Genomic DNA, 15,592 nt, shown 5'->3' with positions numbered 1-15,592 from the left:
TTCGATGGTAGCCCCGGGCCTGCGCGCCGGCAAGCGCGGCTTAATCATAAAAAATGCTGCATTGCAACCAGATTTATCGCCATGCACGTTCAGACAACGCGGTGCAGCGCGCGCAAGCGCAGGCCGCGCCGACGCGCTGCGCGAGCGGGTGCTGGCATAAAATGCGCGCATCTTCCATGGTCCTTCCTGCATGAACGCTCTGTCTGGCGCCGGTTCCTTCCCGGCGATGCCGTCTGCGTCTCCCTCGCCGTTGCTTGCCCCCGAACTGCCCCCTGCGCCCCAGGCCCTGCGCGCCGCGATCACCGCTGCGTGGCTGAAGGACGAGGCCGAACACGTGCACGAACTGCTCGAGCAGGCGCGCCTGCCCGCCGCCGACCAGGCCAAGGTGCAGGCGTTGGCGGCCGACCTGGTCACCCGGGTGCGCGCCCGCGCCCAGAACCAGGGCGCGATCGAAGCCTTCATGCGCCAGTACGACCTGGGCAGCGAGGAAGGCGTGCTGCTGATGTGCGTGGCCGAGGCGTTGCTGCGCATCCCCGACCAGGAAACCGCCGACAAGCTGATCCGCGACAAGCTCGGCGACGCGGACTGGAAAAAGCACATGGGCGAAAGCGACTCGGTGCTGGTCAACGCCTCCACCTGGGGCCTGATGCTCACCGGCAAGCTGGTGCAGATCAACGACCTGACCCGCGCCGACGTGGCCGGCGCGTTCAAGCGCCTGATCGGCCGCGTCGGCGAGCCGGTGATCCGCCTGGCGGTGCGCCAGGCGATGAAGATCATGGGCCACCAGTTCGTGATGGGCCGCAGCATCGGCGAGGCCTTGTCGCGCTCCAAGAAGGGCGATAACGCGCATTACCGCTACTCGTTCGACATGCTCGGCGAAGGCGCGCTGACGATGAAGGACGCGTATCGCTACCTCGACGCCTACCGCCAGGCAATCCACGCGATCGGACGCAGCGGCCCCAACGGCTCGTACCAGGGCAGCGACGTGTTCGCCGCGCCCAGCATCTCGATCAAACTGTCGGCGCTGTACCCGCGCTACGAGCACGCCAAGCGCGCGCGGGTGATGGCCGAGCTGGTGCCGGGCGTGCTGGAACTGGCGCAGCTGGCCCGGTCCTACGGCATCGGCTACACGGTCGATGCCGAGGAAGCCGACCGCCTGGAGCTGTCGCTGGACATCATCGAGGCTACCTTCTGCGATCCGTCGCTAGACGGCTGGGAAGGCTACGGCCTGGCGGTGCAGGCGTACCAGAAGCGTACCCCGTACACGATCGACTTCCTCGCCGACCTGGCGCGCCGCGTCGGCCGCCGCATCCCGGTGCGCCTGGTCAAGGGCGCGTACTGGGACGCGGAGATCAAGCGCGCTCAGGTTGAGGGCCATCCGGGCTATCCGGTATTCACCCGCAAGCAGAACACCGACGTGTCCTACCTGGCCTGCGCCAAGCGCATGTTCGCGCACAGCGACGCGCTGTACCCGATGTTCGCCACCCACAATGCGCAGACCATCGCCGCGGTGCGTGCCATCGCCAGCGGCAAGGACTACGAACACCAGAAGCTGCACGGCATGGGCGACGACCTGTACGCCGAGGTGATCCCGGCCGGGCGCCTGGGCGTGCCGTGCCGCGTGTACGCGCCGGTCGGCTCGCACGAAGACCTGCTGCCGTACCTGGTGCGGCGCCTGCTCGAGAACGGCGCCAACTCCAGCTTCGTCAACCGCATCACCGACGAGGACGTGGCCATCGAGGACCTGATCCGCGACCCGGTCGAGGCCGTGTCCGCGTTCGCCTCCATCCCGCATCCGAAGATCCCGCTGCCGGCCGACCTGCTGCGCAGCCAGAACCACAACAGGAAGAATTCCATGGGCGCCAACCTCGCCAACGACAACGACCTGCGCGCGCTGGCCGACCAGCTCAACGCCGCGATCAAGCCCTGGCAGGCCCCGCCGCTGGTGCCGGGCGCGGTGCTCGCCAACGACGCGCTGGCGGTGACCAACCCCGCCGACCGCCGCCAGGTGGTAGGCCGCTGGCAACCGGCCGACGCGGCCACCGTGGAGAAGGCGCTGGCCAACGCGGTGGCCGCGCAGCCGGGCTGGAACCGCACCCCGGCCGCCAGCCGCGCCACCATCCTCGAGCACGCCGCCGACCTGCTGGAAGCGCGTATGCCCGAGTTCATCGCGCTGTGCGTCAAGGAAGCGGGCAAGACCCTGCCCGACGGCGTCGCCGAAGTGCGCGAGGCGGTGGATTTCCTGCGCTATTACGCCGGCCAGGCGCGCGCCCAGTTCGGCGCGCCCGAGCGCCTGCCCGGGCCGACCGGCGAATCCAACGAACTGCAGCTGCACGGCCGCGGCGTGTTCGTGTGCATCAGCCCGTGGAATTTCCCGCTGGCGATCTTCCTCGGCCAGGTCGCCGCGGCGCTGGCCGCCGGCAACAGCGTCATCGCCAAGCCGGCCGAGCAGACCAACCTGGTCGGGCATGCCGCGGTGAAGCTGCTGCACGAAGCCGGCGTGCCGGAAGCGGCGGTGCAATTCCTGCCCGGCGACGGCGCCACCGTCGGCGCCGCACTGACTCGCGATGCGCGCGTGGCCGGCGTCGCCTTCACCGGCTCCACCGAGACCGCACGCGCGATCAACCGCGCACTGGCCGCGCGCGATGCCGCGATCGGCGTGCTGATCGCTGAGACCGGCGGCCAGAATGCGTTCATCGCCGACTCCTCGTCGCTGCCCGAGGCGGTGGTCAAGGACGCGATCTCCAGCGCTTTCATCTCCGCCGGCCAGCGCTGCTCGGCCGCGCGCGTGCTGTTCGTGCAGGACGACATCGCCGACAAGGTGATGACCATGCTCGCCGGCGCGATGGCCGAACTGAAGATCGGCGACCCGGGCCTGCTGTCCACCGACGTCGGCCCGGTGATCGACGCCGACGCGCTGCAACTGCTCACCGACCACGCCGCGCGCATGGACCGCGAAGCGCGGCTGATCGCGGTGGCCGCCAGCGACGACGGCACCGCGCACGGCAGCTTCTTCGCCCCGCGCGCGTACGAACTGCAATCGCTGGCGCAGCTGCAGCGCGAGATCTTCGGCCCGGTGCTGCACGTGATCCGCTGGAAGGCCGACCAGCTCGACGCAGTGATCGAGCAGATCAACGCCACTGGCTACGGCCTGACCCTGGGCGTGCACTCGCGCATCGACGAGACCATCGAGCGCATCGCCGCACGCGTGCAGGTCGGCAACGTCTACGTCAACCGCAACCAGATCGGCGCGGTGGTCGGCGTGCAACCGTTCGGTGGCCAAGGCCTGTCCGGCACCGGCCCCAAGGCCGGCGGCCCGCACTACCTGCTGCGCTTCGCCACCGAGAAAGTGGTGACGGTCAACACCACTGCCGCTGGCGGCAATGCGTCGTTGCTGACGCTGGGCGACTGATCGGCGCGCGCGTTTCTTCATTCATTCGGCTGTTCGTCGCCGAACTTGTGTGGAACTCGCCGCCCAGGCTATGGCCGCCGTAGTCGCGCGCACGGCTCTCCAGGCGCCCGCTGCCGGTCACGCTGACGCTGGTGGTGTGCTTGAAATCGAATGTGGTGGGCGTGCGGAAGTCGATGCGTCGCTGTCCATGTCGGCAGCGGAGGTCTTGTTGGCCACGATGGTCAGCAGCCCTGAGGGCGGCAGCAAGCTGAGCTGCACGTTGCGGCTATGGGGCATGCCCCGCGCGACGGTGACGCCGTCGATCAGGTTGACGTTGTATTTCGACGGCAAGCCGCGCACCGAGGCGAACATGCCCTCGCCGCGCGCCGCGCCATCCACGCCGCCGACCACGCCACCAAAATAGCCCGAACCGGTGGTGGTGATGTTGATGCCCGAGATCAGCCCCAGCGCCTCGGCGACGTTGTGCACCGCGGTGTGCTGCAGATCATTGGCGCAGAGCACGTCCACCGTGTTCGCCGCGTTCATCTTGAGGTTGCTGGCGTCGCAGAGATTGGCATCGCCTCAACCAGAACCTTGCTGTTCGAACGAACACGAATGCCCATGTGCTTCCCCTCGCCAAAAGTGCCAGGCACCGGGCGCGACGCATGTTTGCAACCCGGATGTCGTTGGGACCGACCGGACGCACGACGACTGCATGGCGCGCACGGGCAACGGAACACGGAAAACAGCGGCGACGCGTCGGTCAGATCAGACCGCGATGCACGATTAGCGTCGAGGCGGCCAGTAGCCGGCGACGCACTTGTCGCGTGAGCGCAGGGCGCTCAGTTTGTGGCGAACGGTCACGCCGGCAGGCCTTGGCGAACGCGCACAGCAGCGCAGGACGACGGGTTCGATTCGCGGTGGTGCATTGCCAACCGCTCCCAGTCCACGGCCGCAGGACGAATGGCGACGGCATCACTGCCGTGGCCACATGCCGATCTCATCTCCCAATCGGCTTCACAAGCCTCCTACGCCCGGCTCCGAGGTCAGTCAAGCAGTCGCCAGGATATGCGCAGAGCCGCACCGGCCACAGGGAAACACGCACAAAAAAGCCCCGCCGAAGCGGGGCTTTGGTGGCGCGCGGCCTGCGCCGCGCGACTGTCGCGCACGCGCTCGATCAGAACTTGTAGTTGACCGACGCCGCCAGCACGTTGCCGCTCACGTCGTAGCTGCCGACCAAGGTGTTGCCGGTCGCGGTGGTCGAGTTGATGCTCGGATCGCTGGTGAACAGGTGCGTATAGCCGAAGCTGTACTCGGCCTGCTCGGACGGACGCCAGCTCAGACCCAACGAGACCCACTTGCGGCTCGCGTCGGGCACGCGCACGTCGCGGTGCTCGTTGCTGGTCGGGGTTTCGTCGTAGGCCAGGCCGCCGCGCAGAGTCAGCGTGTCGCTCATGCGGTAGTCGGCACCGATCGAGACGAAGGTGGTGTCGTTGTAGGCGAAGTTCAGCACGCTGTTGGGCTGGTTGTTCGCGAAGTCCACCGTCACCTGGTCGAACTTGCTCCAGGCGGTGCGGCTGACGTCGGCCATCACCGTCCACTGCTCGTTGATGTTGTGGGTGAAGCTGGCGGTCGCGCTGGCCGGCAGCGTGACCGTGGCGCGGCCCTTGGTGTCGACGAAGGTGCCCGGCGCGGCGAAGGCCAGCACGGTGGCGGCGTTGGCCGGGCTGGTGAAGTCGGCCGTGCCGTCGGTGATTTTGTGCTCGACCTTCGAACGGTAGCTGAAGCCGATGTGGGTGTTCTCGTCGATGCTGAACAAGCCGCCCAGGGTGTAGCCGACATCGGTGCTGTCGCCCTTGATGCGCGAGTAGCCATCGGCGCTGCCCGGCGCAAAGCCCGGCACGCGGCGCGCGGCCAGGACGCTGCCCAGGTCGATCGCGTTGGACAGGTCGATGTCCAGGCGCTCGGCGAACACCGACGCGCCGAACGATACGTACGGGTTCACGTCGTAGGAGAACGCCACGTTGAAGTCGATCGCCTGCAGCTCAGTCTTGACGCCGTTGTAGCGGCCGACCCAGTCGCGGTCGTATTCGGTCTTGAAGCCGTACGGCACGGTCAGCGAGGTGCCGAGGTGCATGTTGTTGTTCTCGCCGAACGGCAGGTGGAAGTACACCGCCGGGACTGGCGCGATCGTGCCCGCATCGCCGCCGTTGCCGCCGGAGATTGGCGCGCCGGTGGCGTAGGTGCCGGTGCCCTGGTACTTGGCGGCGAACTGGATCGCGCTGACGTCGGCCTGGAACACCTTGCCGTCGAGCTGGCGCATGCCGGCCGGGTTGTTGGCGATGATCGAGGCGTCGCCGGGCGCACTGCCGGAGCCGGCGAAGGCACGGCCCAGACCCTTGGCGCTGTTTTCCTTCAGCTGGAACGCGGCGCCATGCGCCTGACCGATGGTCAGGGCGCCGACGATGCCGACGGCCAGGGCAGTGAAACGGATGAACTGGGTTGCGTTTTGCATGGCTTGTTACTCTCCGGAAGACGAAAATGTCTGTGTTCGCGTCTGCACATCCCCCGCTGAGCAAGCCAGGAATGCGCGCCGGAGACCCCTCCCGACATACGACGCCGTATGCAGTATACCCCGCTGCGTTAACCGAACAATAACAATAACGCCCGTTCAGTTTCACCCGAAGTAGGCGTGCGTTCAGCCGGATGAAGCCGGTATCGTTACAGCCCGCGTTCCCCGGTACAGGCATGTTCGTCTCCATTCCCTCCCGCGACCGGACCACGCTGCGCTGGGCCACGCCGTTGCTGTTCGCGGCCATGTGGCTGGCGTTCCTGTGGTCGATCAGCCGCCCCAACCAGGCTCGCGCCACGCTGTGGCTGGACTGGGGCGCGCTCTCGGCCGGCGTCGCCAGCCCGCGCGACTGGCTGGCCACCGTGCAGGACGGCAGTGTGCTGCGCCTGTTCACCGCGCTGTTCCTGCATGCGGACTGGTCGCACCTGCTCGGCAACCTGGTGTTCCTGCTGATCTTCGGCCTGCCAGCCGAGCGCGTGCTCGGGCCGTGGCGCTTCCTGCTGCTGTTCCTGGGCGGTGGCGCCCTCTCCAACCTGGCCGCAGTGTTCGCGATCGGCACCCCGGACCGGGTCATCATCGGCGCCAGCGGCGCGGTCTCGGCGCTGATCGGCACCTACCTGGCGCTGTTCCCGCGCGCCAAGCTCGGCGTGGTACTGCCGCTGGGGCTGTTCCTGGAATTCGTACGCGCGCCGGCCTCGCTGCTGATCGGCACCTGGGCGGCGCTGCAGGTGGTGTTCGCCTACATCGGGCCGGCGTTCGGCATGGTCGCATGGTCCGCGCACCTGACCGGCTTCACCCTGGGCATGGCGTACGGGCTGTACGTGCGCGCGGCGATCGCGCGGCGCCTGCGCAAGCGCAAGGGCTTCTGAGCCGGCGCGCCGCAGCGCTCTATACTTGGCCCATGGCCAAGTCCCTGTACAAAGTGACGTTCCTCAACCACGGCAAGGTGTACGAGCTGTACGCGCAACACGTGGGCAGCAGTCACCTGTGGGGCTTCAGCGAGATCGGCGGGCTGGTGTTCGACCTGCACGACGGCCTGGTCGTCGATCCCACCGAAGAACGCCTGCGCGAGGAATTCGGCGACACCAAGATGCTGCATCTGCCGATGCAGAGCATCGTGCGCATCGAGGAAGTGGAGAAGAAGGGCCAGTCGGCGATCCGCGACGCGGCCACCGGCGAAAAGGTGATCACACCGTTCCCGATGCCGGGCAAGCCGCGCTGAGCCGATGCGGATCCTGATCGCGGACGACTACCAGGACACGGTCCGGCAGCTCCCCTGCTTTCAGCGGCTGCAGGCGCATTCCGTCGATGTACTGACCGCGCCACTGCACGATCGCGCGGCTTTCGTCGAGCGCGCTGCGCCGGCCGAGGCGCTGGTGCTGATCCGCGAACGCACCCACATCGATGCCGCGCTGCTGGCGCAGCTACCGAACCTGCGCCTGATCAGCCAGACCGGCAAGATCGGCGCACACATCGACTTGGCCGCATGCACCACACACGGGATCGCGGTGAGCGAAGGGGCCGGCTCACCGATCGCACCGGCGGAGCTGACCTGGGCGCTGATGATGGCGGCCAGCCGGCGGCTGCCCGCTTATCACGATGCATTGCACGCCGGCCACTGGCAAGCCACCGGCGACGCGCACCTGGGCCGCAGCCTGCACGGCCTGACCCTGGGCGTGTGGAGCTACGGCAAGATCGGTCGCCGCGTGGCCGCGTATGGCCGCGCATTCGGCATGCGCGTGCTGATCTGGGGCGGCGAGAGTTCCTGCACGCAGGCACGCGCGGACGGATTCGAGGTAGCGACAAGCCGCGCGTCACTGTTCGCCGACAGCGACGTACTCAGTTTGCACCGGCGCCTGGTCGCCGCGACCCGGCACCAGATCGTGCTCGACGACCTGCTGCGAATGAAGCCCGACGCGCTGCTGGTCAATACCAGCCGCGCCGAGTTGCTCGCGCCCGGCGCGCTGCTGGCGGCGCTGGACGCCGGGCGTCCGGGACAGGCGGCGCTGGACGTGTTTGAGCACGAACCGGTGCTGGATCCGCAGTACCCGCTACTGCGCCACCCGCGGGTGCTGGCAACGCCGCACCTGGGCTATGTCGAGCAAGCCAGCTACGCACTTTACTTCGGCACGGCCTTCGACAACCTGCTGGCTTTCGCCGCTGGCGCGCCGCAATGCCTGGCCAACCCCGAAGTACTGGCGACGTCATCGGGCTGACCCGCATGTTGCCGGCGCCGGCGGCGCTGTGGCCGATGGCGGCTTTGGCGTGCCCCGGTTGCCGCACGCACGCGTTCCGCGCGGCGTGCGCGCCCGGCTCCTGACGCCATCTTCGTCTGCCGCACTCGCGCATGCGCGAACCCGTCGGCTGGCGATGGCGCCGTGCCGTCGCCCGCTCAGGAACCCGACGGCGGTAGCGCGGGTTCGCTCTTGCCCGGTTGGGTCGTCTTGCCGGACTCGGACTCGGCCGGCGGCTGCTGCTGCGGGGCGGAAGCCGCCGGTGCGGCCGGCTTCCGCGCCGACGCCGGCGCTGCGGCCGGCTTGGCTTTCGGTATGGCCTGCTTGGCCGCAGCGGCCCTGGCCACCGCGCCAGGCTGCTTGAGTTCGGCCAGGGCCTGCGCGATCGGCGCGTCGCCGGGCAGCACGTCGCCGGCGCTATAGCCCTCGGCGCCTTCGTCGTCGCCGTGCAGATGGCCAGGCAGCGTCGCTTCGCTGTAGTCGGCCAGCACCGCCGGCTTGTCGGCATCCTCCTTTTTGCTCTCTTCCGGGCGCAGCAGCACTTCCGGCACGATGCCGCTGGCCTGGATCGACTTGCCGCTGGGCGTGTAGTAGCGCGCCGTGGTCAGCTTGACCGAGTCGCCATTGTCCAGCGGCAGCACGGTCTGCACCGAGCCCTTGCCGAAGGTGCGGCTGCCGACGACGCGCGCGCGCTTGTTGTCGCGCAGCGCACCAGCCAGCACTTCCGAAGCGCTGGCAGATCCGGCGTCGACCAGCGCCACCATCGGCGCGCCGTTGAGCAGGTCGCCGGGAGTGGCGTCGAACTTGGAATCGCTGACCGAGATGCGCCCGCGCGTGGTCACGATGGTGCCCTTGTCGAGCAGGTCGTCGGCCACCTGCACCGCCGCGGTCAACAGGCCACCGGGGTTACTGCGCAGGTCCAGCACCAGCCCACGCAGCTTGCCGCCGGACTGCGCCTGCAACTGCTGCAGCTGCTTGTGGAAGTCGGCGCCGGTATCGGCCTGGAAGGTGCTGATGCGGATATAGCCGTAGCCCGGCTCGAGCATGCGGCTGCGCACGCTGGCGACGCGGATGGTCTGCCGGGTCAGGGTCACGTCGAACGGCTTGTCCATTTTCTCGCGGACGATGGTCAGCACCACCTTGCTGCCCGACTCGCCGCGCAACGGCTCCATCGCCTTGACCGCGCTGATCGGCTTGCCGTCGATGGCGACGATGATGTCGCCCGAGCGCACGCCGGCGCGCGCGGCCGGGGTGTCGTCGATCGGCGAGACCACCTTAAGCGTGTTGTCCGGCAGCTGCAGCAGCTCCACGCCGATGCCGTCGTAGGCGCCGGTGGCCTGTTCGTCGAAGGCCTCGGCGTCCTCCTTGCTGAAATAGGTGCTGTGCGGATCCAGGTCCAGCAATAGGCCGCGGATCGCCGACTGCATGAGTTTCTTGTCGTCGACCGGATCGACGTAGGCTTCCTTCACCGCGTTGTACACCGCCACGTAGCGGCGGATCTCGTCCAGCGGCACGCGCGAGGTGGCCGATTCGGTGGCGTCCGGATCGTCGGCGCTGGCCGCCGGAGCCGGGGGCGTCTGTTCGCCGACGCTCTGCGCCATCGACGGCAGCGGCGCCAGAGCAAGCAACAGGGCAGCGGACAGGACTACGCGCATGAAGCACTCCGATTGGGGGATGACCTGCGCCGTGCACGGCGCAGCTGTCCGGATTATGCGCGAAAGCGGGCTAAATCCGCGTTGAATGCACGGCCGCGGCCGCGCTCAGCGGCGCTGCAGCCACGACGACGGATCCACCGGCTGGCCGTTGCGGCGCAACTCGAAATACAGCGCTGGGCGCCCTTGTCCGCCGGAATTGCCGACCTTGGCCACCGCATCGCCACGCTTGACCCGGTCGCCGGGATCGCGCAGCAACGCATCGTTGTGGGCGTACAGGCTCATGTAGCCGTTGCCGTGGTCCACGATCAGGATCATGCCGTAACCGGTCATCCAGTCGGAGAACACTACCGTGCCGTCGGCCACGGCGGTGATCGTGCTGCCGGCCGGCGCGGCGATCAGCACGCCGTTGCTGGTGCGCCCGTCCGGCAGCTTGCCGCCATAGCGCGCGATCAAATCGCCGGACAGCGGCCAGCCCAGGCCGCCGACCTTCAACGCCGGCGCCGACGCCACCACCTTCGGCGGCACCTTGCTGCCGCCGCGCGACGGATGCTTCGCCGCGGCCTTGGCCTGCGCGGCCTGCTCGGCGGCGGCGCGTTTGGCGGCGGCGCGGCGCTCGGCCTCGGCCCGCGCCGCCGCCGCGCGCAGATTGGCCAGCAGCGTTTCCAGCGCCTTGGCATCCTGGCCCAGCGCCTTCTCGCGTTCGCTGCGATCCTGGTAACGCTCGTCCAGTTCGGACACCAGGCTGGCGCGCTGCGTGCGGTCGCGCTGCAGCGCCGCCGCCTGTTCCTGCTGCTGGCGCTGCGCTGCGCTGAGCTGTTGCCGCTTGGCCGCCACCTCGCGCTGCACCTGCTCCAGCGCCTGCAGCTCATGGGTCAGGGTGGCGATACGCTGCGCGCGCTCGCGCTGCAGATAGCGGTGATAGGCCAGCAGGCGATTGGCATCGGCCACCCGATCCTGCGCCAGCAGCAGCTTCAATGGCGCATTGCTGCCGATCGCATAGGCGGCACGCAGCAGTTGCGCCAGTTCGGCACGCTGCCGTACCAGGCCGCTGCGCAGCGTGTCGCGCTTGCGCTCCAGTTCGGCCAGGGTCTGCTGGTGCTGGCGCAGGGCCTGCTGGGTCTGCGCCAGGCTGCGCCCGGTCGTGGCCACCTTCTCGTCGGCATCGCGCAACTGCCGCGCCGCGTCGCCGCGCTTGCCTTCCAGCTGGTGCCGTTCCTCGGCCACGCTCTTCAGCTCGCCGCGCACCTTCTCCAGGCGCCGCTCGGCCTCGCGCGGGTTCTGCGCCAGCGCCAGCGTCGCGATCAGTAGCAATGCGGTCGCCGCCAGCAGTCGCATCGCAGCGCGCCCACAGGCGGGCAGGCGCCGCCGCACCGTGCTGGGCGACGCGGGACGCAACGAAGCAGAAACGTTTGCGGGCAAGGGCTGGTCCAATGACTTCAGGCAGGTGCGGATTGTAGCGAAGCGTGTTGTGATCGCCGCACGCGTGGTGCCGCGACTGGACTGCATTCTGGAGGTGAGTGATGAAGCGTACGCATTTATCGGTCCTGTTGACGTTGGCCCTGCTCGCTGGCCCCACCCTGGCGGCAGAAGGCATCAGCAAGGTCAATGGCAGCATCACCGCCGAAACCGGCAAGCAGTACGGCGACCTGGAAACCGTGAACGGCGGCATCAAGGTCGAATCCGGCGCCCGTATCGGCAATGTGGAAACCGTCAACGGTGGCCTCAACATCGCCGACAACGCGCAGACCGGAGGCCTGTCCACGGTCAACGGCGGCATCCGCGTGGGCCAGCAGGTGCAGATCGCCGATTCCATCGAGACGGTCAACGGCGGCATCTTCGTCGACCGCGGTAGCCACATCGGCGGCAGCGTGGAAAGCGTCAACGGCAGCATCGGACTGGTCGCCACGCAGCTGCAGGGCGGCATCGAGACGGTCAATGGCGACATCACCGTCGGCCACGACTCGCACCTCGGCGGCGGCATCGAGATGAAGAAGCCGAGCTTCAGCATGTCGTTCAAGCCGGCGCGCAAGCCACGCGTCATCATCGGCCCGCGCGCGGTGATCGATGGCCCGCTGCATTTCGAGCGCGAGGTGACCCTGTACGTGCACCGCAGCGCCAAGACCGGTCCGATCAGCGGCGCCACCGCGCAGCCGTTCGACAGCGACACCGCGCCGGAGAATTGATCCGACCGCGTCGTGCGCAATGCCGGCGGCGCGCGCGCGGGACTTGCCTATAGAATCGGGATTCCTCACACCCCAGGAGCCCCCATGTCCCGCAAGCTCGTGCTGTGCCTGGCTGCTGCTGCCGCGCTGACTGCATGCGAGCGCGAAGGGCCAGCCCCGGCCGCCGATGCCGCGCCGTCCGTGCCCGCTCCTGTTGCAGCCGCGGCCCACAGCTTTTCTCCCGAGATCACCCCGGCCGACTTCGGCGAGCTGGTCAAGACCCTGTCCTCGGACACGTTCGAAGGCCGCGGCCCCGGCACTGCGGGCGAAGAGAAGACGGTTTCCTACATCCGCGACCAGATGCAGCGCATCGGCCTGCAGCCGGGCAACGGCGACAGCTGGTTCCAGGACGTGGCGATGACCGAGACCACGGCCGATCCGAACACCACGCTGAAGCTGGAGCAGAACGGCAAGCCGCGCGAACTGAAATTCGGTACCGACATGGTGATCGGCACCCGCACCGGTCAGACCGAGGTCAGGATCGACGCCAGCGACATGGTGTTCGTCGGCTACGGCGTGGACGCGCCGGAGCAGAAGTGGAACGACTACGCCGACCAGGACTGGAAGGGCAAGACGGTGGTGATGTTCGTCAACGATCCGGGCTTCCATACCGAGGACGGCACGTTGTTTGAAGGCAAGCGCATGACGTACTACGGGCGCTGGACCTACAAGTTCGAGGAAGCGGCGCGCAAGGGCGCGGTGGCCGCATTGATCGTGCACGACACTCCCGGCGCCAGCTACGGCTGGGACGTGGTCAAGAATTCCTGGTCCGGCGCGCAATACGACCTGCCGGCCAAGGACGATCCGGAACCGCGCATCGCCGCGCAGGGCTGGATCACCGCGCAGGCCGCCCAGCAGTTGTTCGCCGATGCCGGGCTGGACCTGGACCAGGCCTACAAAGACGCCAGCAAGCGCGGCTTCACGCCGGTGCCGCTGAAGGCCAAGCTGTCGGTGGATCTGAAGAGCACGATTTCCGAGAAGAAATCGCGCAACGTGGTCGGCGTGCTGCCCGGCGGCAGCCGCGCCGACGAGGCCGTGCTGTACATGGCGCACTGGGATCACCTTGGCAAGCACGAGGGCGAATCCGGCGACAACATCTACAACGGTGCAGTGGACAATGCGACCGGCGTCGCCGGCATCCTCGAGGTCGCCGATGCGTTCGTGCACCAGCAGCCCAAGCCGGAACGGTCGGTGGTGTTCTTGGCGGTGACGCTGGAAGAGTCGGGCCTGCTCGGTTCCAAGTACTACGTCGCCCATCCGACCTTCCCCTTGAACAAGATCGCCGGCGTCATCAACCTCGATGCGATGCCGGTCGCCGGCCGCGCCAAGGACCTGGTGGTCAACGGCTTCGGCAGCTCCGAACTGGAGGACCTGCTCAAGCCGATCGCCGCCGCACAGGGCCGCGTGCTGCATGCAGAGTCTGCGCCGCAGAGTGGCTTCTACTTCCGCTCCGATCACTTCAACTTCGCCAAGGCCGGCGTACCGGCGCTTTATATCGGTGGCGGCGAAGACCTGATCGATGGGGGCCTTGATGCCGGCAAGCGCACCTCTGAGGACTACGGCAAGCACCGCTACCACACGCCCGCCGACCAATACGATCCGGCCACCTGGAAGCTCGATGGAGTGATGGACGACTTGCAGGCCGTCTACGGCGTCGGCAAGGAACTGGCGGCAGGCGATGCGTGGCCGAACTGGTATCAGGACAATCCGTTCAAGGCGGCCCGCGACAGCATGACGGGCGGTGTCAAACCGGCACCAGCCACGCCGGGCAAATGATCGGCTGACGCCTCTCTTCGCGACAGTCGCGACAACGCAACGGCGCTGCGACGCCGTTGTCGTTTCAACCCATTCCGCCGACTTCGACCACCGTCGCTGAGGCCCGACGCTGTTGCTTCCCCTGATGGCACATGAGGCGCATAAAAAACGCCTGGGCGCGCGCGCATCCAGGCGTCTCGTCGAACATCGCGCATCGCGAGCACATGGCCAGCCGCCTTGTTGCGCAGCCGGCCATGCCACTGCATCAAGCGGCCTGCTTGGCGTTCTCCAGGCTGGCCATGTCGATGACGAAGCGATACTTCACGTCGCCCTTGAGCATGCGCTCGTAGGCCTCGTTGATCTGCGCCATCTCGATCGTCTCGATGTCCGATACGATGCCGTGCTTCGCACAGAAGTCGAGCATCTCCTGGGTCTCGCGAATGCCGCCGATCAGCGAGCCGGCCAGCTGGCAGCGCTTCATGATCAGGTTGAACACCGTCGGCGACGGATGCGGCTCGGCCGGCGCGCCGACCAGCGTCATCGTGCCATCGCGCTTGAGCAGGGCCAGGAATGCGTCCAGGTCATGCGAGGCGGCGACCGTATTGAGGATGAAGTCGAAGCTGTTGGCATGCATGGCCATCTCCTGCGGCAATTTGGACACCACCACTTCGTCAGCGCCCAGACGCAAGGCATCGTCCTTCTTGCCGGCCGAGGTGGTGAACAGCACCACATGCGCGCCCATCGCGTGCGCAATCTTCACCCCCATGTGGCCCAGGCCGCCCAAGCCGACGATACCGACCTTCTTGCCCGGCCCGACCCTCCAATGGTTCAGCGGCGAATAGGTGGTGATGCCGGCGCATAGCAACGGCGCCACCGCCGCGAGGTCCTTTTCGGCGTGGCTGATGCGCAGCACGTAGTTCTGATCGACCACGATATGGTCGGAGTAGCCGCCATAGGTGTTCTCGCCGCCGAACATGGGACCGTTGTAGGTACCGATAAAACCGTTTTCGCAGTACTGCTCTTCGCCGTCGGCGCAGGAGGCGCAATGCCGGCAGCTATCGACCATGCAACCGACACCGGCCAGATCGCCGACCTTGAAGGCATCGACCTGGTCGCCGACCGCAGTGACACGCCCGACGATTTCATGCCCCGGTACGGACGGATACTGGGTGTTGTGCCACTCGTTGCGCGCGGTATGCAGGTCGGAATGGCAGACGCCGCAGTAGAGGATCTCGATGCTGACGTCGTGCGGTCCCGTCGTACGGCGCTCGAACACATAGGGGGTCAGCGGCTGATCGGACGTCAGTGCGGCGTATCCGTTGGCTTGGCTCATGGGAAAGTTCTCTGGTGACGGGAGAAGGGGCTGAAGCGTGGGCAACGCCTATGTCGTCGGCGCCTGCAACACACCTCAAAGCTGGCATGGCAGACGAAAAGTCTAAGCCGACCTGCATTAAAAGCACGCATCGCAGGTGGAACGGAGCGAGCCATACAGGCAGGAGCTATAACCGCGTTGGGAAGCGCGTTTGCACAGCGTTGGTAGATGCCCGGCAAGTGCCCCCTATCTGAACAAGCCGCAACGTTGAAAGACCTGTGGGACCAGACGTTCGAAGACGGTCCGCACAGTGCCATCGATAGGATGTGAGACACCTGGGATGTAGGCAGGTGAGCCGCGCTGATTCCGAGGAGGCTCCAGGAGGCCAGGACAATGCCAGTTCGCCGAATCAAGGCAGAGATGCAGATGAGTCTGCCGATCGCAGATCACT

10 protein-coding genes and 1 pseudogene are annotated in these 15,592 nt (G+C 67.4%); 6 read left to right on the top strand and 5 right to left on the bottom strand.

All coding sequences use genetic code 11. From position 1 onward, the window contains the following. Nucleotides 1-226 precede the first annotated feature (226 nt). Nucleotides 227-3,412, top strand: coding sequence for a bifunctional proline dehydrogenase/L-glutamate gamma-semialdehyde dehydrogenase PutA (gene putA / locus E4A48_RS19080; protein WP_142743215.1), 3,186 nt, complete (start codon nt 227-229; stop codon nt 3,410-3,412). A 29-nt stretch (nt 3,413-3,441) separates the two neighbouring features. Here the strand turns inward: putA and E4A48_RS19075 are convergent. Together E4A48_RS19075 and E4A48_RS19070 are read right to left on the bottom strand one after the other, a co-directional pair. After that, a pseudogene (locus E4A48_RS19075) lies at nt 3,442-3,967 on the bottom strand (TonB-dependent receptor plug domain-containing protein); the annotation flags it as partial. 601 nt (nt 3,968-4,568) lie between these two features. Beyond that, on the bottom strand, nt 4,569-5,906 hold the full coding sequence (locus E4A48_RS19070) for an outer membrane protein transport protein (protein ID WP_039006252.1): 1,338 nt from the start codon (nt 5,904-5,906) through the stop codon (nt 4,569-4,571). Between the two features lie 233 nt (nt 5,907-6,139). On the opposite strand from E4A48_RS19070, the gene E4A48_RS19065 reads away from it, so the two are divergent. From E4A48_RS19065 to E4A48_RS19055, 3 genes are read left to right on the top strand one after another with little or no spacing between them, the layout of a single operon-like run. Then, a complete protein-coding gene (locus E4A48_RS19065; RefSeq protein ID WP_039006253.1) occupies nt 6,140-6,832 on the top strand; it encodes a rhomboid family intramembrane serine protease in 693 nt (230 codons plus the stop codon). 32 nt (nt 6,833-6,864) lie between these two features. Then, complete coding sequence (locus tag E4A48_RS19060) at nt 6,865-7,185, top strand: DUF1820 family protein (protein ID WP_142742976.1); 321 nt, start codon at nt 6,865-6,867, stop codon at nt 7,183-7,185. A gap of 4 nt (nt 7,186-7,189) precedes the next feature. Further along, nucleotides 7,190-8,179, top strand: a complete 990-nt coding sequence (locus E4A48_RS19055; RefSeq protein ID WP_039006255.1) for a D-2-hydroxyacid dehydrogenase family protein — start codon at nt 7,190-7,192, stop codon at nt 8,177-8,179. A gap of 176 nt (nt 8,180-8,355) precedes the next feature. Here E4A48_RS19055 and E4A48_RS19050 read toward each other — a convergent pair whose 3' ends face one another. Then, the gene (locus E4A48_RS19050; RefSeq protein ID WP_142742975.1) at nt 8,356-9,852 is read right to left on the bottom strand and encodes a S41 family peptidase; all 1,497 of its coding nucleotides are present in this window, start codon (nt 9,850-9,852) and stop codon (nt 8,356-8,358) included. 105 nt (nt 9,853-9,957) lie between these two features. Beyond that, nucleotides 9,958-11,187 (bottom strand): murein hydrolase activator EnvC family protein, encoded by a 1,230-nt coding sequence (locus E4A48_RS19045; protein ID WP_039006257.1) that lies wholly within the window; start codon nt 11,185-11,187, stop codon nt 9,958-9,960. Nucleotides 11,188-11,372: 185 nt separating this feature from the next. On the opposite strand from E4A48_RS19045, the gene E4A48_RS19040 reads away from it, so the two are divergent. Together E4A48_RS19040 and E4A48_RS19035 are read left to right on the top strand one after the other, a co-directional pair. Next, nucleotides 11,373-12,035 carry a DUF4097 family beta strand repeat-containing protein gene (locus E4A48_RS19040; protein ID WP_142742974.1) on the top strand — a complete coding sequence of 221 codons (663 nt, stop codon included), beginning with the start codon at nt 11,373-11,375 and terminating at the stop codon, nt 12,033-12,035. Between the two features lie 84 nt (nt 12,036-12,119). Further along, nucleotides 12,120-13,850, top strand: coding sequence for a M28 family metallopeptidase (locus E4A48_RS19035; RefSeq protein ID WP_039006259.1), 1,731 nt, complete (start codon nt 12,120-12,122; stop codon nt 13,848-13,850). A gap of 244 nt (nt 13,851-14,094) precedes the next feature. Here E4A48_RS19035 and E4A48_RS19030 read toward each other — a convergent pair whose 3' ends face one another. Next, nucleotides 14,095-15,162 (bottom strand): NAD(P)-dependent alcohol dehydrogenase, encoded by a 1,068-nt coding sequence (locus E4A48_RS19030; protein ID WP_058197073.1) that lies wholly within the window; start codon nt 15,160-15,162, stop codon nt 14,095-14,097. Nucleotides 15,163-15,592 lie beyond the last annotated feature (430 nt).

Origin of the sequence: Xanthomonas translucens pv. cerealis, from assembly GCF_006838285.1 — a bacterium.
GTDB lineage: Bacteria > Pseudomonadota > Gammaproteobacteria > Xanthomonadales > Xanthomonadaceae > Xanthomonas_A > Xanthomonas_A cerealis.
This window is presented reverse-complemented; position numbering and strand designations above follow the sequence as displayed.